Source organism: Gordonia sesuvii, assembly GCF_036350415.1.
GTDB classification, from domain to species: Bacteria; Actinomycetota; Actinomycetes; order Mycobacteriales; family Mycobacteriaceae; genus Gordonia; species Gordonia sesuvii.
This window is the reverse complement of the sequence record NZ_JAZDUF010000002.1, coordinates 557120-577264: the sequence shown is the minus strand read 5'-3', so window position 1 is coordinate 577264 and position 20145 is coordinate 557120. Positions and strand designations below refer to the sequence as shown.

The 20145-nt window shown below is 68.6% G+C and carries 20 protein-coding genes; 10 read left to right on the top strand and 10 right to left on the bottom strand.

The features are described 5' to 3' along the window. Nucleotides 1-30: 30 nt before the first annotated feature. Complete coding sequence (locus tag VZC37_RS09365) at nucleotides 31-1467, bottom strand: YihY/virulence factor BrkB family protein (RefSeq protein ID WP_431309366.1); 1437 nt, start codon at nucleotides 1465-1467, stop codon at nucleotides 31-33. Nucleotides 1468-1750: 283 nt separating this feature from the next. Here VZC37_RS09365 and VZC37_RS09360 point away from each other — a divergent pair, with 283 nt between their 5' ends. Continuing rightward, nucleotides 1751-3493 carry a DEAD/DEAH box helicase gene (locus VZC37_RS09360; protein ID WP_330432185.1) on the top strand — a complete coding sequence of 581 codons (1743 nt, stop codon included), beginning with the start codon at nucleotides 1751-1753 and terminating at the stop codon, nucleotides 3491-3493. A 241-nt stretch (nucleotides 3494-3734) separates the two neighbouring features. Here VZC37_RS09360 and VZC37_RS09355 read toward each other — a convergent pair whose 3' ends face one another. Together VZC37_RS09355 and VZC37_RS09350 are read right to left on the bottom strand one after the other, a co-directional pair. Then, a complete protein-coding gene (locus VZC37_RS09355; RefSeq protein WP_160902505.1) occupies nucleotides 3735-3938 on the bottom strand; it encodes a DUF7455 domain-containing protein in 204 nt (67 codons plus the stop codon). Nucleotides 3939-4177: 239 nt separating this feature from the next. Further along, complete coding sequence (locus tag VZC37_RS09350) at nucleotides 4178-5146, bottom strand: sulfite exporter TauE/SafE family protein (RefSeq protein WP_330432184.1); 969 nt, start codon at nucleotides 5144-5146, stop codon at nucleotides 4178-4180. A 294-nt stretch (nucleotides 5147-5440) separates the two neighbouring features. Here VZC37_RS09350 and VZC37_RS09345 point away from each other — a divergent pair, with 294 nt between their 5' ends. Continuing rightward, nucleotides 5441-5806: a DUF952 domain-containing protein gene (locus VZC37_RS09345; protein ID WP_330432183.1), complete on the top strand. Its 366-nt coding sequence runs from the start codon at nucleotides 5441-5443 to the stop codon at nucleotides 5804-5806. A gap of 193 nt (nucleotides 5807-5999) precedes the next feature. On the opposite strand, the gene VZC37_RS09340 is transcribed toward VZC37_RS09345, so the two are convergent. Both VZC37_RS09340 and ppgK read right to left on the bottom strand, forming a co-directional pair. Further along, the gene (locus VZC37_RS09340; protein WP_330432182.1) at nucleotides 6000-7442 is read right to left on the bottom strand and encodes an RNA polymerase sigma factor; all 1443 of its coding nucleotides are present in this window, start codon (nucleotides 7440-7442) and stop codon (nucleotides 6000-6002) included. Nucleotides 7443-7645: 203 nt separating this feature from the next. After that, nucleotides 7646-8425 carry a polyphosphate--glucose phosphotransferase gene (gene ppgK / locus VZC37_RS09335; RefSeq protein WP_330432181.1) on the bottom strand — a complete coding sequence of 260 codons (780 nt, stop codon included), beginning with the start codon at nucleotides 8423-8425 and terminating at the stop codon, nucleotides 7646-7648. A gap of 168 nt (nucleotides 8426-8593) precedes the next feature. Between ppgK and VZC37_RS09330 the strand changes: the two genes are divergently transcribed. Beyond that, nucleotides 8594-9496: an inositol monophosphatase family protein gene (locus tag VZC37_RS09330; protein WP_330432180.1), complete on the top strand. Its 903-nt coding sequence runs from the start codon at nucleotides 8594-8596 to the stop codon at nucleotides 9494-9496. Nucleotides 9497-9553: 57 nt separating this feature from the next. On the opposite strand, the gene cei is transcribed toward VZC37_RS09330, so the two are convergent. Continuing rightward, nucleotides 9554-10255: an envelope integrity protein Cei gene (cei, locus tag VZC37_RS09325; RefSeq protein WP_330432179.1), complete on the bottom strand. Its 702-nt coding sequence runs from the start codon at nucleotides 10253-10255 to the stop codon at nucleotides 9554-9556. Between the two features lie 410 nt (nucleotides 10256-10665). Between cei and VZC37_RS09320 the strand changes: the two genes are divergently transcribed. Then, complete coding sequence (locus VZC37_RS09320) at nucleotides 10666-10965, top strand: DUF4193 domain-containing protein (RefSeq protein ID WP_330432178.1); 300 nt, start codon at nucleotides 10666-10668, stop codon at nucleotides 10963-10965. A gap of 138 nt (nucleotides 10966-11103) precedes the next feature. Here the strand turns inward: VZC37_RS09320 and VZC37_RS09315 are convergent, their stop codons facing one another. Continuing rightward, the gene (locus tag VZC37_RS09315) at nucleotides 11104-11691 is read right to left on the bottom strand and encodes a DUF3093 domain-containing protein (RefSeq protein ID WP_330432177.1); all 588 of its coding nucleotides are present in this window, start codon (nucleotides 11689-11691) and stop codon (nucleotides 11104-11106) included. Between the two features lie 58 nt (nucleotides 11692-11749). Here VZC37_RS09315 and dut point away from each other — a divergent pair, with 58 nt between their 5' ends. Beyond that, on the top strand, nucleotides 11750-12286 hold the full coding sequence (gene dut / locus VZC37_RS09310) for a dUTP diphosphatase (protein WP_330432176.1): 537 nt from the start codon (nucleotides 11750-11752) through the stop codon (nucleotides 12284-12286). 73 nt (nucleotides 12287-12359) lie between these two features. Then, the gene (locus VZC37_RS09305) at nucleotides 12360-13118 is read left to right on the top strand and encodes a DUF3710 domain-containing protein (RefSeq protein WP_330432175.1); all 759 of its coding nucleotides are present in this window, start codon (nucleotides 12360-12362) and stop codon (nucleotides 13116-13118) included. A 13-nt stretch (nucleotides 13119-13131) separates the two neighbouring features. Here the strand turns inward: VZC37_RS09305 and VZC37_RS09300 are convergent, their stop codons facing one another. After that, nucleotides 13132-13812, bottom strand: a complete 681-nt coding sequence (locus tag VZC37_RS09300) for an alpha/beta hydrolase (RefSeq protein ID WP_330432174.1) — start codon at nucleotides 13810-13812, stop codon at nucleotides 13132-13134. A 162-nt stretch (nucleotides 13813-13974) separates the two neighbouring features. Here VZC37_RS09300 and VZC37_RS09295 point away from each other — a divergent pair, with 162 nt between their 5' ends. Beyond that, complete coding sequence (locus VZC37_RS09295; protein WP_330432173.1) at nucleotides 13975-14352, top strand: OB-fold nucleic acid binding domain-containing protein; 378 nt, start codon at nucleotides 13975-13977, stop codon at nucleotides 14350-14352. Beyond that, nucleotides 14349-15098: a DUF3159 domain-containing protein gene (locus VZC37_RS09290; protein WP_330432172.1), complete on the top strand. Its 750-nt coding sequence runs from the start codon at nucleotides 14349-14351 to the stop codon at nucleotides 15096-15098. Before VZC37_RS09295 ends, VZC37_RS09290 begins: the two co-directional genes overlap by 4 nt. A gap of 65 nt (nucleotides 15099-15163) precedes the next feature. Here VZC37_RS09290 and VZC37_RS09285 read toward each other — a convergent pair whose 3' ends face one another. Together VZC37_RS09285 and VZC37_RS09280 are read right to left on the bottom strand one after the other, a co-directional pair. Beyond that, nucleotides 15164-15826 (bottom strand): potassium channel family protein, encoded by a 663-nt coding sequence (locus VZC37_RS09285; RefSeq protein WP_330432171.1) that lies wholly within the window; start codon nucleotides 15824-15826, stop codon nucleotides 15164-15166. A gap of 19 nt (nucleotides 15827-15845) precedes the next feature. Beyond that, the gene (locus VZC37_RS09280; RefSeq protein WP_330432170.1) at nucleotides 15846-16511 is read right to left on the bottom strand and encodes a potassium channel family protein; all 666 of its coding nucleotides are present in this window, start codon (nucleotides 16509-16511) and stop codon (nucleotides 15846-15848) included. Nucleotides 16512-16772: 261 nt separating this feature from the next. On the opposite strand from VZC37_RS09280, the gene VZC37_RS09275 reads away from it, so the two are divergent. Both VZC37_RS09275 and VZC37_RS09270 read left to right on the top strand, forming a co-directional pair. Beyond that, on the top strand, nucleotides 16773-18785 hold the full coding sequence (locus tag VZC37_RS09275) for an APC family permease (RefSeq protein WP_330432169.1): 2013 nt from the start codon (nucleotides 16773-16775) through the stop codon (nucleotides 18783-18785). Next, the gene (locus VZC37_RS09270) at nucleotides 18782-20119 is read left to right on the top strand and encodes a class I SAM-dependent RNA methyltransferase (protein WP_330432168.1); all 1338 of its coding nucleotides are present in this window, start codon (nucleotides 18782-18784) and stop codon (nucleotides 20117-20119) included. Before VZC37_RS09275 ends, VZC37_RS09270 begins: the two co-directional genes overlap by 4 nt. Nucleotides 20120-20145 lie beyond the last annotated feature (26 nt).

Sequence of the window (20145 nt, the reverse complement as noted above, 5' to 3'; positions counted from 1 at the left end):
CCCTGGGCCGAGGCCGGGCCTCGGTCGGGGTCATTCGGATGGCGGCGGTCTCCGGGGAGGCGCGTCCGGCCGATGGCGTCGGATCGGCCCCGACGCGAGGCGGTCGGGCAGGGTCCGCAGCTGGCCGGTCATCTCGGCTGTCTGCGTCGACACCCAGTCGCGCATCTGCGCCGACACCGGCGGTTTGGCGGGCCAGAATTCCTGCACCGCGGCGTTGAATTCGGCACCGACGACGATCGCGAATCCCAGCGAGAACGCGAACAAGAGGAACGCCACCGGGGTGGCCAGCGCACCGTAGCTGTAGCCGGCGCGGGTCAGTTCGGTCAGGTAGATGCGCAGCACGTAGCTGGCAACCCAGAAGAAGATCCCGGCGACCACGGCGCCGCCGACCAGGCGATGCCACGGCAGCGGGTTCGGCAGCGCGAGGTGATACAGGGTGGTCAGCACCACGAGCAGCAGTACCGCGACGAACGGGAAGTAGCCGAAGTCGATCAGGTGCGTGATCACGGGATCCCACGAGTCGGGCACGATCTCGTGCAGATAGTTGGGTCCGAGCGCCACCAGCGGCAGCACGAACACCGCGGCGACCAGGAATCCCATGTAGAGGAATAGAGCGAAGAAGCGCTGCCACACCGGGTTCCGTACCTCGTGCTGACCGTGCGCACGCACGATCGAGGCGACGAAACACGACACCGCCGACGAACCCGCCCACAGCGAGATGAGGAAGCCGGCCGAGATGACCACCACCCGGCCGCGACCCAGCACATTGTCGACCGTCGGCATGATGATCTCGTCGACGACGTTCTCGGAGAACGTCCGGTCGGCGAAGACGACGATCCGGTCGTAGATGACGTCCACGGTGTCCGGTCCGAACCAACCGGCGATGTAGCCGACGCTGCCGAGCAATCCGAGAAGCAGCGGCGGCAGTGACAACGCCTGCCAGAACGCGGCCTGCGCCGCCATCCCGATGATTCCGTCGTCCCACGACTTGACGATGGTTCGCCACACCAGTCGGTGCAGATTGCGCAGCACCGGACGTCGGCTCTCCGGACGGGGCTCCTCGGCCGGGTCGTCGACGCCCCGGTCCGCCGCCGATGCGCCCGGCGGCGACGCGCCCGGCGGCGATGTCGGCGGTGGCGGGTCATCGTCCGGTGACCGCGGCGAGACGTCACGCTCCCTGCTCGGCGGATGGGTCGCTGAGGCAGGATTGGCCGGGAGTGGCGGGGGCGTCGAACCCGGAGAACTCGCAGGAATCGGGCGTATCTGCGGACGACTCGGTGGGCGGGGTGGCAGCGGCGTCGTCGGGGACGAGTCGTCGAGGGGCGCAGTAGGGGTGGGCGCAGTAGGGGTGGGCGCAGTTGGGGTGGGCGCGGGCCGTCGTCGTTCGGTACGGCGAGAGACCGGTGCGGGGCCGACGTCGTTCCCGGTCGGGGATTCGCTCGGATGCGCGGAACCGCCCGACGACACATGGTCCTCGGTGAGGGGCGCTGGGTTCCGATTTCGGCGACTGATGGCTCTAGCATCCCTGATCGCAGGTCCGAACGGGGCGACCGGTCCCTGCCGGGTGCGCCGTCGCGGTCCGCGGGCCGGGCGCGGCAGAGCGCGCGTCGGGGGAGAGCCCGGGAGCCGGGCCCGGGTATCATGGCCGGGTCCCCTCGGACGGCTCGATGCGCGAGGGGATCTTTCATGCCCCCGAGTGGCGTCCGAGCGAACAGCCAGCATCAGACCAGATGTCAGGAGCAGTGCACGAGTGACTTCAGCAGCCGACGGCGTGGCAGCCGAAGAGGCAGTCATCCCTCCGGGCCCCCCGCTTCGCGCGTGGCAGCGGCGGGCCCTGACCAAGTACCTGACCCGCCGCCCGGTGGACTTCATGGCAGTCGCGACACCGGGCGCGGGAAAGACCACATTCGGCCTCCGGGTGGCACGTGAACTGCTCGACGACCGCACGGTCGATCAGATCACGATCGTCGCCCCGACCGAACATCTCAAACACCAGTGGGCCGAGGCGGCGGCACGCGTCGGTATCGCGGTCGACTCGAGATTCAGCAACTCGGTGGGGCAGACGAGTTCCGACTATCACGGCGTGGTCCTCACCTATGCGCAGGTCGCCGCACACCCGACCCGCCATCGGGTCCGCACCGAGAATCGCCGAACCCTGGTGATCCTCGACGAGATCCACCACGGCGGCGATGCCAAGTCGTGGGGTGAGGCGATCCGGGAGGCGTTCTCGGATGCCACCCGCAGGCTCGCGCTCACCGGTACGCCGTTCCGCTCCGACGATTCACCCATCCCGTTCGTCACCTACGAACCGGAGGCGGGCGGCGTCCTGCGCTCGAAGGCCGATCACACCTACGGATACGCCGACGCGCTCGCGGACGGCGTCGTGCGACCGGTGATGTTCCTCGCCTACAGCGGCCAGGCCAGCTGGCGCAGCAGTGCTGGTGAGGAGTTCACCGCCCGGCTCGGCGAACCGCTGTCGGCCGAGCACACCGCCCGCGCCTGGCGGACCGCCCTGGATCCGCACGGCGACTGGATTCCCGCGGTGTTGGAGGCGGCCGTGACCCGGCTGCGTCAGCTCCGCGCCGGGGGTATGCCCGACGCCGGCGGACTGGTGATCGCCACCGATCAGACCGTCGCCCGCGACTACGCCGAACTGCTCACGGCCATCACCGGTACACGCCCGACGTTGGTGCTGTCCGATGACCCGAAGTCGTCGTCGAGGATCGCGGAGTTCGCCGCGTCACGCGACGAATGGATGGTCGCGGTGCGCATGGTCTCCGAAGGTGTCGACGTGCCACGTCTCGCCGTCGGTGTGTATGCCACCAGCGCGTCGACACCGTTGTACTTCGCGCAGGCGATCGGCCGGTTCGTGCGCTCACGGCGACCGGGGGAGACCGCGAGCGTCTTCCTGCCGTCGGTGCCCGTCCTGCTCGACCTGGCCAGCAAGATGGAGGCCGAGCGCGACCACGTACTGGGCAAACCACATCGAGAGAGCGACGGTCTCGATGACGCGGCGCTGATCGACGCCAACAAGCAGAAGGACGAGCCGGGCGAGGACGAGAAGGCATTCGAGTCGTTGCACGCGGACGCCGAATTGGATCAGCTGATCTTCGACGGCGCCTCCTACGGCACGGCGACATTCTCCGGCAGCACCGAGGAAGAGGACTATCTCGGGCTACCGGGGCTGCTCGATGCCGACCAGGTGCGTGAGCTGCTGCGCAAACGGCAGGCGGATCAGGTTGCGCAGCGTTCGGCGGCGGGCCCGGCGCAGGTCATCGAGACCTCCGCTCCGCCGGCACGGCCGGCGGGGGAGAACCTGCACGCGTTGCGCAAGGAACTGAACACCTTGGTCGCGATGCATCATCATCGGACCGGCAAGCCGCACGGCATGGTCCACAACGAGTTGCGCGAGCGCCTCGGCGGACCACCCACGGCGATGGCCACCGCCGATCAGCTACGGGAACGGATCACCGCGCTGCGTGAATGGCGCTGAGCTCGGCGCGGACGTCGTCCGGGCCGACGCCTCGTCGACTGGGTGCCACTTCTCGTTGACTGGGCTCTGTTTTCTGTCGACTGGGCGCTGATTCACGTTCACTGGGCGCGCGTCTCGATGACGCGCTGCCCAGTCGACGCCAACTGGTGCCCAGTCGACGGAAAACAGCGCCCAGTCGACCGTGGATACGACGCGACCCGGCCGGAAAACCCGGCCGGGTCGCATAGGTCGTGTGGACGATTCAGACCAGTTCTTCCGACGATTCCACGACCGCGGACAACTCCACGAGCTTGGCCTCGTGCTCGTTGAAGTGGTGGCGGCAGAAGAGAAGCTCTCCACCTGCGGGCAGCACGGCCCGCACCTTGGCGGCGGCGCCACAGCGATCACAGCGATCGGCGGCGGTCAGCGGCATGGAGATCGGGGCTGTGGTGGCGGTGTCTGACATGATTCCTCCGTCCCGGTCCGGCGTTGGCGTCGTTGCCGATCGCCTTTCCCTTCGTGAGCCGACACATCGGTCTGATGCGTCACCCTCACCCTTTCAGACGTTTGGGGCTTTCGTATTGTTCCGCGGGTCGCCCGGGTGTGTCGTCACTCACCGTTAACACGTGCCACTCGAACGGCAACACACACTCAATGCGGGTTTACGTGCCCGGTTTCGGTTCGCACGTCGGTCAGGTGCTGTGGTCAGGGTGTCGGTGTCGCGGCGGGCACGGTGGGCTGGGTGTCGTCCTGCTCAGCCCTGGCCTGTTCCTCGCGCACCCTGCTGACGGCGTCCGACGACTCGTTCTCCCGGTCGCGTAGGTACTCACGCAGCGAGTACGCGAACGCTGCCACCCACACGACGACGATGGCGATGTAGATCGAGGTCTGTGCCGGCGACGGCAGATCGACGAGGTCACTGCGCATGAGGCTGCGGGCGTTCGTCAGCACGATCAGGCCGCCGACGGAGGCACCGAGCAGTCGCGGCGGGACATGCCGCACAAGCCACGCCGCGATGGGCGCCGCGATGATGCCGCCGACGAGGATCGCACCGACCCAGGCGAAATTGATGCCCTGAGAGCCCAGGCTCACCAGGAAGCCGAGGCTCGCAGCCACCGCGATGATGAACTCGCTGGTGTCGATGGAGCCGATCACCTTGCGGGGCTCCAGCCTGCCGCTGGCGAGGATCGCCGGGGTGCCCACCGGTCCCCAGCCGCCGCCACCGGTGGCATCCACGAAACCGGCGACCAGACCGAGCGGGGACAGGAATCGCTTGCGCAGCGGCTTCCCGAGGTTCTCGCGCGAGATGCCGAGGAAGGTGAACCGGGCCAGGATGTACAGGCCGAGCAGCAGCAGGATGATCGCCATCAGGGGCGCGGCCGCCTCGGTCGACAGGTTCGACAGCACCGTCGCGCCGAGGAAGGCGCCGATCGCACCCGGGATGGCGATGCGACGTACGACCTTCCAGTCGACGTTGCCGAAGCGCCAGTGCGAGACCCCCGACACGAGCGTGGTGCCGATCTCGGCGAGGTGGACGGTCGCCGACGCGGCGGCCGGATTGGACCCGATGGCCAACAGCAGAGTGGTCGTCGTGACGCCATAGGCCATTCCGAGACTGCCGTCGACGAGCTGTGCGGCGAGACCGACGAAGCCGATCAGAACGATGGTGCGCATGCGGAGGGGGAACTTTCGGTTCAGGTGACGGGGAGGCGGGACACGCGCATGGCCGGGGACATCCCCTGTCGGTCGCGCGGTCGGTACGCGTCGCGGCGGTCGATCAGGCGAGTCGGCCGCGACGCCGCAGACACAGCATCGACGCCACCCGCAGGAGGTCGATGGGTCGTCGGGTCACCAGCATGCCGAGAATCGTAAGGCGAGGGACGCCGAGGACCCCCATCCGACGCGGTCGCCGAATCTGTTAGAGCGCAACCCTTGACAAGTCGTTCCGGCCATGGTTATGCAGCTCGGGTGGTCTCGAATGAAGCCGAGCGCTTGTTGTTGCACCTGTGTGGCCGAGCGGAGTGGGCGGCGTCACTCCGCGCCGGGAGCCATGAACCGCCGTCGCTGACCGAGGTCGGATTCATCCATCTGTCCGCCCCGCATCAGGTGCATCTACCGGCGAACGCCCTGTTCGCCGGTAGCGACGATGTGCTGCTGCTCGTGATCGACGCGGACAGGTTGCTATCGCCGGTGGCGTGGGAGCCGGGCGATCCGCCCGATCCGGGCGGCATGCGTTTCCCGCACTTGTACGGGCCGCTGCCGGTCGATGCGGTGGTGGATGTGATCGAGTACCGACCGGGTGTGGACGGGTCGTTCGGAACGCCGGATCTGTGAGTGCCCTTCGTGACGTTCCTCCGCAAGCTCCGGAAATCCTCAGGGACCGGGGGTGACGTTCCTCCTCACTGGCCGGGCGGGTGAGGTTCCTCAGCATCAAGAACTCCTCAGGGGCCGGGTCGGCAACCGACCCGGCCCCTGAGGAGGGAGCGAGGAACGAGCGACCGTCACGAAGGGCCGCTGCAGACTTGCGTCAGTCGAGGTAGTCGCGCAGCACCTGCGAACGCGACGGGTGGCGCAGCTTGGACATCGTCTTCGACTCGATCTGCCGGATGCGCTCACGGGTGACGCCGTAGACCTGACCGATCTCATCGAGCGTCCGCGGCTGCCCGTCGGTCAGCCCGAACCGCAACCGGACGACGCCGGCCTCGCGCTCGGACAGGGTCTCGAGCACCGACTGCAGCTGATCCTGCAACAGGGTGAAACTGACCGCGTCGACGGCGACCACGGCCTCGGAGTCCTCGATGAAGTCACCGAGCTGGCTGTCACCCTCGTCGCCGATCGTCTGATCGAGCGAGATCGGCTCACGCGCGTACTGCTGGATCTCCAGCACCTTCTCCGGCGTGATGTCCATCTCCTTGGCCAGCTCTTCCGGAGTGGGCTCGCGGCCCAGATCCTGCAGGAGCTCACGCTGGATGCGGCCGAGCTTGTTGATGACCTCCACCATGTGCACCGGGATGCGGATGGTGCGGGCCTGGTCGGCCATGGCACGGGTGATCGCCTGACGAATCCACCAGGTGGCGTACGTGGAGAACTTGTAGCCCTTGGTGTAGTCGAACTTCTCCACCGCGCGGATCAGACCGAGGTTGCCCTCCTGGATCAGATCCAGGAACGCCATGCCGCGGCCCGTGTAGCGCTTGGCAAGTGAGACCACCAGACGCAGGTTCGCCTCGAGCAGATGGTTCTTGGCACGGTTGCCGTCGCGGGAGATCCAGTTCAGGTCGCGCTTGGAGGCGGTGCTGAGCTTCTCGCCGGAGTCGACGATGCGCCGCAGACGTTCCGTCGCGAACAGCCCGGCCTCGATGCGCTTGGCGAGCTCGACCTCTTCCTCGGCGTTGAGGAGGGCCACCTTGCCGATCTGCTTGAGGTAGGCGCGGACCGAGTCGGCGGAGGCGGTGAGCTCGGCGTCCTTGCGGGCCTGACGGAGGGCCTCGGATTCCTCTTCGTCCCAGACGAAGTCACCGGAGGTCTTCTCCTTGGCTTCTTCCTTGGGCTTGGTCTCGACTGCCTTCGCGCCCTGGGCGGGAGTGGCCTCGGACGTCTCCTCCGAGTCGTCGTCGGACTCGTCCTCGTCGTCACTGCTGTCGTCGGAGGCGTCGTCATCGACCTCGATGTCGTCGTCGATCTCCACGTCGTCATCGAGTTCGGAGTCGGGGCCGTCGATGTCATCGATCGAGCCACCGTCTTCGAGATCGTCGGTCGAATCGGCGCTCTCGTCGTCGGCCGGTTTCTCGGCCTTCTTTCCGGCGCGTTTGCTCGGGGCCTTCTTCGCCGCCGCTTTCTTGGCGGGCGCCTTGCGTGCGGTGGCCTTCTTCGCGGCCTTCTTGGCGGTCCGTTTGGCCGGCGCGGGCTCCGTGGCGGTAGTCGCGTCTGTCGATTCTTCGACGTCGGCCTGTCGGGTCTTGGTGGCTGCCACGTACAACCTTTCGGAACTGACTCGTGAATCCCGCGCGGCGCCACACGCCGACGCGGATCAGGGGCTTGATTTCTCGGTGCGCGATGACCGGTGTGCACCATTGTAACGACATCGACACGCCCCGTGTGGCAAAGCCCTGGTCAGGACGATATCGATGGCTCGCTTGATCACCTACCCGGAACGTTGCACACCGGGATGGACGATCAAGGGCGCAGACCGGTGGTCACGGCCATCGCCGCGCCGACGATACCCGCCGTGTTCTGCAGCGTGGCGGGGACGACCGGAGTCGAGTTGGTCAGATACGGCACCCACTTGTGCGCCTTGCGGCTGATACCGCCGCCGATGACGAAGATCTTGGGCCAGAACAGCACCTCGTAGGCGATGAGGACCTCCGAGACCTTCTCCGCCCACTTCTCGTACGTCCAGCCCTTGTCCTCCTTGACCTTCGACGACGCGCGGTGCTCGGCCTCCTTGCCGTCGACGATCATGTGACCCAGCTCGGTGTTCGGTACCAGGGTGCCGTTGATCAGGATGGCCGAACCGATACCGGTGCCGAGGGTCAGCAGCATGACAACCCCGGCGATGTCGGCGGCCGCGCCATAGCGGTCCTCGGCGACCCCGGCAGCGTCCGCATCGTTGAGCACCGAGAGGTCCCGCCCGCCCAGGTGCGCGCCGAACAGGTCGTACACGTCGGTGCCGATCCAGCCCTTGTCGATGTTGGCCGCGGTCCGCATGATGCCGTCGGTGACGACGCCCGGCAGGGTGATCCCGATCGGACCCGTCCAGTCGAAGTGGTCGACGACCTCGGCCACCCCGCCCGCGACGGCCTCGGGTGTCGACGGCTGCGGCGTCAGCACTTTGAACCGCTCGCCGACCAACTCGCCGCTGTCGAGGTCGACGATGCCGCCCTTGATCCCGGAACCACCGACGTCGACCCCGAATCCGAGGTTGGTTGCGGTGGTCGCTGTCTCGGCGTCGGTCATGTGGGGTGTCCTCTCTGGTCCAACCCTCGTCAATGATGTGCGACCCAGGCTATCCAGCGTCGCGGTGTGTTGCTGGAGTCGACACCAACTCGTCACCCGTGGCGGCGCCGACGTTCACACGACAATCCCGCCGCGGCGCGGATGGCGACGGTGTGCTGACATAGTGGCGTGACAGATGAGCCGGGCCTCGACGAACTCGAACGTGTCGCGATCGACGTGGCGTGCGGCGCTGCAGCCCATGTCCGTGCCCGGCGTCCCGAGCTGTTCGGTCCGCGGCCCGGGCATGATCCGGACGCGGTCGGTGCGCCCGCGCTCGCGGCCTCCGGAGCGGCGCCGGCCGTCACCACCAAATCCACACCCACCGACCCGGTCACGCTGGCCGACACCGAGACCGAACACCTGATCCGCTCCGAGCTGCGTGCGCGCCGTCCCGACGACGAGGTGCTCGGCGAGGAAGCGGGCGGCTCGGTCGACGTCCCGTCGGGTGTGCGGTGGGTGGTCGATCCGATCGACGGCACGGTCAATTTCATGTACGGCATCCCGGCCTACGCCGTCTCGGTGGCGGCACAGGTCGACGGGCGGTCGGTGGCCGGTGCCGTCATCGACGTCGCGCGCGGCATCACCTACTCGGCCGCCGCCGGCCGCGGGGCCCACCTCGATGCTGGTGACGGGCGGGTCCCGTTGAAGTGCAACCCGATCGACCAGGTGGATCTCGCACTGGTCGCGACCGGGTTCTCCTACGACTCCGGGCGCCGTGCCGAGCAGGGGTCGATCGTGGCGGAGCTGTTGCCCCGGATCCGTGACGTCCGGCGGGTCGGGGCCGCCGCGCTCGACCTGTGCATGGTCGCCAGCGGCGCGGTGGACGCGCATTTCGAGCATGGTCTGAGCCCGTGGGACTGGGCGGCCGGCGGGCTCATCGCTGCCGAGGCCGGCGCGGTGGTGCACACCCCGCCGCCGGATTCGCGATCCTCCGACGGCCATGTGACCGTCGCCTGCGCGCCCGGCATCGCGGATCGATTCGTGCGGCTCCTCGATGACCTCGGCGCGCGTCGTTCCATCCCGTCCGACTGACTACTCGGGCGTCGCACCAGAGCGTCCGGCGTGACGCGGGACACCAGCTAGGGCCGCTCAGCAGGACGACGAGTGCACGGCCTCCACGAGGCTGGGATCTGCGCCCGTCTCGGGGTTGCGCGGGTCCGCGGTCCGCAACGCCTCCAGCGCCGCCTGGGCGTCCTGGGACTGTTCACGCGCTTCGTAGTACTCACCGAGCGCGACATCGACCGAGGTGCCCTGTCGGCCGTCGTCGACGAGCTGCGCGCACGGCAGCGCAAGCCAGACGGCTGCGGCACTCGACTGCCCGGCCGGGCCGAATCGGATCTGGGCGTAGCACGCCAGATCGCGGTTCGCGTAGACGGTGTCGTCGGCGTAGGGGGTGTCGACGGCGGGGGTGAAACCCTGTGCGGTGAGGTCGTCGGACACCGACCGGGCCGCGCCCCGCAGGGACGACGCATTGAGCACCCGGACCTGGAAGGTGGACAGGGCGGCGGGGGCCACCTGGAGCATCTCGTCGCGGTCGACAGCCGCGAGCTCCGGCGGTGGTGGCGGCGGTGTCGCCGGTGCCGGTGCCGAGGGATCCGCAGATGCCGGTGTCGGCTGGTTGCAGGCGGTCGGTACCGGGGCGGGCCCGGACTCGCTCAACGCGACGGCCCAGGTCGCCAACCCGGCCACCAGCAGCACGACCGCTGCGATGATCGCCGGCCGTGCACGCCGCCGCCGGAAAGGACGCCCCTTGGCGTCGACCGACGAGCCCCCGGTTATCTGCGCCACCACCGCGAATCGGCTCCTTCTCGCCTCGAACCTGCGGCACCACTCTAAAGGGTCGTCGTCCGAGCGGAGCGCAGGCAGGCCGACCGGTCCCGCCGGTTGGTGGCGTAGCCAGCCTTTTGGAGGGGCGCGACACACCCGGGAATGATCCGGACGACGGAGTCGTTGACCCAGCCGCACGGGTGCACTAGGCTCTGGGCGCCCGCCCTCCGAAGCAGTCGGGAGGCATGCGAGCCGAATGTGATGAAGATCACGCCGGTCCGCAGGGTCCTGGGTAACGAATTGCACCGGTCATGACGTTGAAGTGACGCCCGACGGCAAGACAATCCCGGCGGGATCGCGCACTTACGCTTGTCCGGCCACAAGCCGCGGCAACCGAGAGCGCCCCTCACACTCTCACATAGGTAAGGCACACAATGGCTACTGATTATGACGCGCCACGACGCACGGATACCGAGGATCTCAACGAGGACTCGCTCGAGGAGCTGAAGGCCCGCCGCAGCGAAGCACAGTCGTCGGCCGTCGACGTCGACGAGGGTGACACCGCGGAATCGTTCGAACTGCCCGGCGCTGATCTGTCCGGTGAGGAGCTGTCGGTGCGGGTCATCCCCAAACAGGCCGATGAGTTCACCTGCACCAGCTGCTTTCTCGTCTACCACCGCAGCCGGCTGGCGCGGGAGAACGGCAACTCCAAGATCTGCGTCGACTGCGCCTGACGGTTCGGTCCACCTGCGCACAGCCCTGATGCGCATCGACAAAGACGGGGGCGGGTCGACGATGTCGAACCCGCCCCGCCGTCTATCCGGCGCCGTTCATCCAGGAACGTTGATCTGGAGACACCCGACCGGACCCGGCTAATGCTCCGCGATCCCGGCGTCGGCGGCCGCATCGGGCAGTTCGAGTGCGGCGAGCACACCCGCGGGATCACGCGTCGAGACCAGCCAGTACGGCGTCGGGTCGTCGGGGTCGTCGAGTACCAGCAAGACCATCGTCTTCACCCAAGTGCGGTGCACGAGGAACGCGGCCGGATCGAGCTGGCGGCCCAACGCGGCGCTCTTCGCGCTCGCCGGCACCGTCGCGCCCCGGGCGATGACCGCCCGGGGGAGCCGCGCCCGCCCGGCGTGCAGCTCACCGTCGCCGGTGACCCGGACCTGGGCTCGTCCGAGCGACCACAGGATCGCCGCGCACAGCACGCCGACCACGATGTAGCCGACGACACTCCACGCCGAGTCGCGCGCGGACAGTTGGATCTCATATCCGACGACGCCGGTCACCACCGCAGCGGCCAGCCACCACCACCAGGGCACCCTCAGTCGTTCGCTGAATCGGTCTGACGCCGAGTTTTGTTCTGGCGCCGCACTGTTCGCGTCGCCGTTCGAACCGGCGCCGTCGTCGTCGGAAGGACGACCGGCCGGATTCTCAGGTGATGCAGGGGGAGTCACGCGACCAGCGTAGTCTGCCCTCGTGGCGCCGAATTCTCCCACTACGTCATCCACGACCGTGGCATCCACGACTGCGACACCGTCGAGCGGAGACGGGACCGGGGTCGGGGCGATCGCGGTCCGCCGTCTCGACCCGGACATCGCACTGCCGACCCGGGCGCATCCCGGCGACGCCGGCCTCGACCTCTGTTCCACGATCGATCTGGAGCTGCCGCCCGGACGCCGCCAGCTCGTCGGCACGGGCATCGCCATCGCGCTACCGCACGGCACCGTGGGGCTCATCCACCCACGGTCCGGGCTCGCCGCCCGGGCCGGCCTGTCCATCGTCAACAGCCCCGGGACGATCGACGCGGGATACCGAGGCGAGATCAAGGTGTGCCTGATCAACCTCGACCCGGACGAGCCCATCACCATCGCGCGCGGGGACCGGATCGCACAGCTGCTCGTGCAACGTGTGGAGCTGCCGGACGTCGTCGAGGTCGACGAGCTCGACGACACCAGCCGCGGTGCGGGTGGCCACGGGTCCAGCGGCGGGCACGTGATGCTCGCCGAGGCCGCGCCCGACGTCGATCGCGAGTCCGGCGCCGGAAGCTGATCGGCACCACCAGCCAACCGCGCAGCGAACGGGACAATCCGTCGCCGCACACATGTCAAGGAGCAGACACGAGATGGCCACCGAACCGTTGCGGATCGGAACCGCGCAGGGCCCATACGACATCGACGCGCTGGAGACCCCTGCCGAGGAGCTCGGCAACTCCCATCTCGACCTCGGATCGGTCCTGGTTCCGGTGGTAGAGGGCGGTCAGGTCACCGTCGAGATGTCTGCCGACCACCAACCACAGGCCGTCTATCTGGTCACCCCGCACGGCCGGATCAACGTGACCGCGTTCGCCGCGCCGAAGTCGCCGGGGCAGTGGCGGGAGGTGGTCCGGGAACTCGCCGAGTCGTTGCGGGACGAAGGTGCGACCGTCTCGATCGAGGACGGCCACTGGGGCCGTGAGGTCGTTGCCGTGGTGCCCGGAGGTGAGCACCGCTTCCTCGGGGTCGACGGTCCGCGATGGATGGTGCGGTGCGTCGCGAGCGGACCCGACGACCGAGCCGACGAACTCGCCCGGCTGGCACGGGCAGTGCTCGCCGAGTCGGTGGTCCGTCGAGGGAGCGACCCCTTCCCGCCGCGCGATCCGCTGCCGGTCGTCCTGCCGCCCGTGCTGGCCGAGCAGGTCGCGGCGGCGCAGCAGCAGATGCAGGACGGTCAGGGTACGGCTCAGGGCAATCCGGGAGCCGGTGCTGCGGGAGCCGCCGGGGCGCCCGGGACGGCCGGACCCGAATCGGCGCCGCCGACCGTGGCCGCCGACGACGAGCAGGAACCGACCCCGCGGTCGTCGGGTTCGGCGATGCAGCGTTTCCGCCGAGACCAGCGCGGCTGAATCGGCGGTCCGCTCAACGGATCGTCAGCCAGGCTCGCGCGCAACCGAATCCGAGCGTCGACGGGTCGTGTCCCCACTCATCGAGACTGACGTCCGTCAGTGCGGCACGGGGCGCTGCGGCCGACCAGGCCTGCCCGACCTCATACGGGTGCACGGGATCGTCGGTGGCCGCGGTGATTGCCAGTGGGGCCGCCAGACGCGAGATGTCGGTCACCTCGGGAGCCCGGAACAACGCGGCCTCGCCCAGTTGGTCGACGAGAGCGGGATGTAGCGAGCGCCACGACCGGCCGAGCTCGGCCGCCAGCCACGGCGGGCTGGACGCCTCCATCGAGGCGAGTGTCGCCTCCAACCCATCGGTCCGGAGTGCCGCCGCGGTGGTCGATGCGCTCCATGCGGCGGGCGAGTTCACCGGGTCGCCGCTCCACGCCGGCAGCGCAGCCCACACGCCGGCGCAGTCATTGTCGAGGGCCCACGCAACCGCCACGGCGGCCCCGATGGACACGCCGCCGACCAGGATCGGTCCCGACCGTTGCGCGATCTCGTCGAGGCATCGACGATGGCCCGCCACCAGCGACGCCTGCGGATCGAGGGCGATCAATGTCACACCGAGTGCAGCGGCCGCCGGGCCGAATGCCCGACGCACGTAATCGGCGTCGGAGCCGGTCCCGGGCATCGCGACGAGGGTCGTCGGCATCGGCCTGTCCGTCGTGTACCGCCCGGGCATGTAATGATCATGCCCGACGTTGTATGGGAAGCAGCGGCAGGATTACGCTGGCGACTGCAAGCAGGGACGGCGAACCCGCCCGATGTCTCACCGAGCGTCTCGACCAGAGACGAGTCACCCAGGAGGGTGCACATGCCTACCACCGGCTATCTGAAGCGGTTGACCCGCCGGTTGACCGAGGATCTCGGCGAGGCGGATGCTGTGGAGATCGCCGAGGAATCGGCGGCAACCGGGGCCCAGCGGGCCGCGGAGTGTTGTCGCGGCGACGAGGTCACCATGCACGGCGAGCTGAGGTCGGTGGAGACCTGCTCGCGCACCGCCAAGGTCGGGGTCAAGGCCGAGTTCTTCGACGGCTCGGACACCGTGCTTCTCAAATGGCTCGGCCGCAACCGCATCCCGGGCATCGAACCGGGCCGCAAGGTGACCGTGCGCGGCCGCCTCGCCGAGCACGAGGGCACCAAGATCATCTACAACCCGTATTACGAACTCCAGGGCCCCGACGACGAATGACGTCGCCGGACGAGCCCGCCGGGAGCGACACCGCGCGAGGCGACCGTGACCCGGCGACGACACCGTCGGCTCCGGCGGAATCGACCACTGAACGCGCGACCACCCCGTCGCTGCTCGAGCAGATGGGCGGTCCCACCGGGCTCATCTATTCGACCATCCCGATCGTGGTGTTCGTCCCGGTCAACTCCGTGTGGGGTCTCACTGCGGCGATCGTCGCCGCGCTCGTCGCAGCTGTCGCGATCTTCGTCGTACGGCTGGTGCGCCGGGAGCCGCTGAACCCCGCCATCTCCGGGCTGATCGGCGTCGCGATCTGTGTCTTCATCGCCCACCGGGTGGGTGATGCGAAGGGCTACTTCCTGTTCGGCATCTGGACCACGCTCGTGTACGCGATCGTGTTCGTGGCCTCGATCGTCGTGCGGTGGCCTCTGGTCGGTGTCATCTGGAACCTGATCAGTGGTGATGGCACCCGGTGGCGCAAGCATCGCCGGACGCTCCATGCCTACGATCTGGCCACCGCCTTCTGGGCGCTGGTCTTCGCCGCGCGCTATCTCACCCAGTCCGAGTTGTACGACCACGGCAGCACCGGCTGGCTCGCCGTCGCCCGGATCGGCATGGGGTGGCCGCTGACCGCGCTCGCCGTCCTGGCAACCGTGCTGCTCGTCCGGCGAGCAAGCAAGGAAGAGGACCGACTGGCCGTCGATGGCGACGACATGGCGTCGAGCGAGCCGCACGCCGACCGCCGCTGACGCCCTGATCCCGCTCACGCCTGATCCCGACGGCGCCACGGGAGCGCCGGCGATCGACCCGGGTGTCAGTGGGCGATCTGCATGGCCTCCCGCAGCGCGGGTTCGGCCTCTGCGGGCGCGATGAAGATGAGTTCGTCGCCACCCTCGATCGGGTCGTCGCTCTGCGGGACGATGACCCGCCCGCCACGCAGGATCGTGACCAGTGCGGCGTCACGGGGGAGTGTCAGACGCCGTACGGGTTTGCCCGCCAGTGGGGTGTTGGGCGGCAACGTGAGCTCGACGAGGTTCGCCTGGCCCTGCCGAAACGTCATCAGGCGCACCAGATCCCCGACGGAGACCGCCTCCTCGACCAGCGACGCCAGGATGCGCGGCGTCGACACCGCGACGTCGACGCCCCAGTCCTCGCCGAACAGCCACTCGTTGCGCGGATCGTTGACCCGCGCGACGACCCGGTTGACGGCGAACTCCGTCTTGGCGAGCAGACTGACCACCAGGTTCGCCTTGTCGTCGCCGGTCGCCGCGACCATCACATCGAACGTCTGCAACTCTGCGCGCTCGAGGTTGCTCAGTTCGCAGGCGTCGGCCTGCACCCAGACGGCGTGCTCCACCGCGTCGGGGTCGATGTGCGCGACGTTGCGCTCGAACAGGGTCACCTCGTGGTGATTGACGATCAATTCGCGTGCGATCGAGCGGCCAACGGCCCCGGCGCCGGCGATGGCAACCTTCATCGTGTTCTCCCTGCCTGGCTCACTCGGATGTGTTGCGGGGTGATCGGGCGGTGGCACGCGCTTCGTCGAGCCGGTCCACCGGGACCGCCGCATAGATGAGGTCGTCCTGCTGCACAACCGTTTTCAGATCCGGGAGGATCGGCTTGCCGAGCCGGTTCAAGAAGGCGACTCGGCCACCCGTCTCCTCCTGGAACTTGCTCACCTTCACGCCGATCCACGATTCGTCGACCTCGAGTTCGGCGATCACCAACGTGCCGGACGGATCGCGCCATTCGATGGTCGTCGATGTCTCGCCGAGGGCGGAGACGAAGCGCTCGGTCGTCCAGGGGACGGTGGCGACGGTGGGGATGCCGAGGCGTTCGTAGACCTCGGCGCGCTTGGCGTCGTAGATGCGGGCGACGACGCGATCCACCCCGAACGTCTCGCGGGCGACCCGCGCGGCGATGATGTTCGAGTTGTCGCCGGAGGAGACCGCGGCGAACGCGTCCGCGCGTTCGATCCCCGCGCGGGTCAGCACATCCCGATCGAAACCGACCCCCACGACCGTGGTGCCGCGGAACTGGGGATTGAGCCGGATGAACGACGATTCGTCCCGGTCGATCACCGCGACGTCGTGTCCTCGCTTCTGCATCGCCATGGCCAACGACGACCCGACCCGGCCGCACCCCATGATGACTACCTGCACCTGCACCCTTCCGCCTGTTTGCCGATACCGCCGCGATCGCGTCCGGCACACGTGCCGGGCGGAGACCGGTGGCGGCCGCTGCGGAGGCATCGGACGCATCGAACCTACCCCGGACGCGGTCCCGCCGGGCGCTGACCGTACACACCGCCGGGAGCCGTCGTCGAGGCCGCTGCCGGACCGACGTACGAGGTCGATGCGTGTGACCGGGACTTGCCGTCGGCCCTTGTGGTCAATGTCTACTACACGCTCTAGTGTTGCCTGGTGTCCACCGTGTCCAAGGTGTCCGTAGCGACCAAACGGATTCTGCTCGGCCGCCCGTTCCGCAGTGACCGACTGGGCCACACGTTGTTGCCCAAGCGCATCGCCCTGCCGGTCTTCGCGTCCGACGCGATGTCGTCGGTGGCCTATGCGCCGCAGGAGATCTTCCTGGTCCTGTCGATCGCCGGCCTGAGTGGGCTGGTGTTCACGCCGTGGGTGGCGGTGGCGGTCTGCGTCGTCATGATCGTGGTGGTCGCCAGCTATCGGCAGAACGTGCACGCCTACCCGTCCGGGGGCGGCGACTACGAGGTGGCGACGGTGAACCTCGGGCCCAACGCCGGGCTCACCGTCGGCAGCGCCCTGCTCGTCGACTACGTGCTGACCGTCGCCGTGTCGATCGCGTCCGCGGCGGAGAACGTCGGCTCGGCGATTCCGTTCGTCTCCGATCACAAGGTGTTGTTCAGCGTCGCGGTGATCCTGCTGCTGGCGGCGGTCAATCTCCGCGGCATCAAGGAGTCCGGCACCGTCCTCGCCATCCCCACCTACGCGTTCATCTTCGGCGTGGTGACCATGCTGATCTGGGGATTCGTCGAGATCTTCGTGCTCGGCGAGGACGTCCAATCCGAGACCGCGGACTTCGAGATCCGCGCCGAGGAGAGCCACCTGGCCGGCATCGCGTTCGTGTTCCTGGTGGCGCGTGCCTTCTCGTCGGGATGTGCGGCGCTGACCGGTGTGGAGGCGATCAGCAACGGGGTCCCGGCCTTCCAGAAGCCGAAGTCGCGCAACGCCGCGACCACGCTGCTGCTGCTGGGGGCGTTCTCGATCACGATGCTGATGGGCATCGTGCTGCTGGCGCAACAGATCGGCGCGAAGTACGTGGAGGACCCGGCGCAGGATCTCGTCGGCGCGCCCGACGGCTATCAACAGAAATCGATGATCGCCCAGCTCGCGCATGCGGTGTTCGACTCGTTCACTCCCGGGTTCTATTTCGTCGCCACGGTGACGGCGCTGATCCTGATCCTCGCGGCCAACACCGCGTTCAACGGTTTCCCGGTGCTCGGGTCGGTGCTCGCGCAGGACCGCTACCTCCCACGCCAGCTGCACACCCGCGGCGACCGGCTGGCGTTCAGCAACGGCATCGTGTTCCTCGCGCTCGCCGCCGCCGCCTTCGTCGTCGCCTTCGGCGCCCAGGTCACCTCGCTGATCCAGCTCTACATCGTCGGCGTGTTCGTGTCGTTCACGTTGAGCCAGACGGGCATGGTCCGGCACTGGACACGGCACCTGCGCACCGAGACCGATCCCAGCGCTCGTCGGCGGATGCAGCAGTCGCGGGTGATCAACAGTGTCGGCCTGGTGATGACCGCGACGGTGCTCGTGGTGGTTCTGCTCACGAAGTTCAGCGAGGGTGCGTGGATCGCGATCATCGCGATGGTCGCCTTGTTCATCCTGATGAAGTTGATCCACCTGCACTACTCGACGGTGCAGCGCGAACTCGAACGGGCCGACGAGGAATCGGTGCTGCCGAGCCGCACCCATTCGATCGTGCTGGTCTCCACCCTGCATCTGGCCACCCGACGAGCCGTGCTGTACGCCCGCGCGACCCGGCCCGACGTCCTCGAGGCGATCACCGTCAATGTCGACGACCGCGACACCCGCAAGCTGGTGTCGCAGTGGGAGGCCAGCGACATCTCGGTGCCGCTGAAGGTCATCGCCTCGCCGTATCGAGAGATCACCCGCCCGGTCATCGACTATGTGCGCCGGGTGCGACGCGAATCGCCACGCGACGTCATCACCGTGTTCATCCCCGAATACGTGGTGGGGCACTGGTGGGAGCAGATCTTGCACAATCAATCCGCGCTGCGGCTCAAGACACGTCTGCTGTTCGAACCGGGCGTGATGGTCACATCCGTGCCCTGGCAGCTCAATTCCTCGGACCGCCTCAAGAATCGAGACCTCCAGTACACGGCGCCCGGTGACACGCGACGTGCACTCGGTAGTGATCCGGACGAGCGGTGAGCACGCACGCGTCATCCGGCGACCACGAGGAGGTGGTCCTCCGCCCCGATCGTCCCGCCAACGGTGGAGAGGCCGTGGGGCGTCTCGACGGACGTGTCGTCTTCGTGCGGGGTGCCGTCCCGGGTGAGCTGGTGCGGGCGCGGATCGTCGACGACCGCCAGCAGCGTTTCGCGCGGGCGGACGCGGTCGAGATCATCGAACCGTCGCGACACCGGGTCGATTCGCCGTGCGACGCTGCGCGGCACGGTGCGGGGTGCTGCGACCTGGGCTTCATCGACCCCGCGCACACCCGGGAGCTCAAGGCGGAGATCCTGCGCGACGCGCTGACCCGGATCGGTGGATTCGGCGAAGACGAGCTCGACGACCTCGGCGTCGAACCGGGCGTAGTGGCCGGCCTCGGCGACGACGGCACGCATTGGCGGGTGCGCACGCGGCTCGGCATCGACGCCGACGGCCGCGCGGGCATGCACGCCGCGCACGGGCCGGGCATCGTCGCCGGTCACCGGTGTGTGGCACCGGAAGCCGGAATGCTGGACGGGCTCGATGACCTCGCCCTGACCCCCGGCGGGGACCTCGTGGTCATGTCCGACATGGACGGTCGACGTCACGTCACCGAGCTGGCCCCGCCGAAACCCGTTCGTGCCGGGTCGCGTCGGGCCGCCCGCGGCCGGGCGCAGGCAGCGCGACGACGTCGCGAGCAGCCACGGGCCGAGCGTGTCCTCGAGGGAGATGCGACGGCCGCACACCGCGTCGGTGAGCGGACCTGGCGCATCCCGGTCGCCGGGTTCTGGCAGGCGCATCGCGCCGCGCCGACCGGGTATGCGCGAGCCGTGGTGGAGATGATCGCCGCGTCGTCGGGCAGCCCGGCCGGCGGCGTCGCGTGGGACCTCTACGGCGGCGCGGGCGTGTTCGCCGCCGCCCTTCTCGATGCCGCCACCGATCCGGGTGGCGGGGGCGGGCGACCGGGAGTCGTCCACGTCGTCGAGTCCGACACCTCGGCGCTGGACGCGGCGGCCGACACGTTTGCCGCCGACCCGGTCGAGCTCCATCGCGGAGAGGTTGCGGCCGTGGCCGCCCGGCTGCCGTCGCCCGACGTCGTGGTGCTCGACCCGCCGCGTACCGGCGCCGGTGCCACGGTCATCGACGTCGTGGCCGACGCCGACCCGGGCGTGATCGTCCACGTGGGCTGCGACATCGGCCGCTTCGCGCGCGACCTGTCGATGTTCGTCGACCGTGGCTACCGGGTACGTGAGATCCGGGCGTTCGACGCGTTCCCGCTCACCCACCACGTCGAGGCGATCGCCTGCCTCGTGCCGGCTCGCCGGGGAATGTGACGACGCGGCGTGTGATCAACTCGACG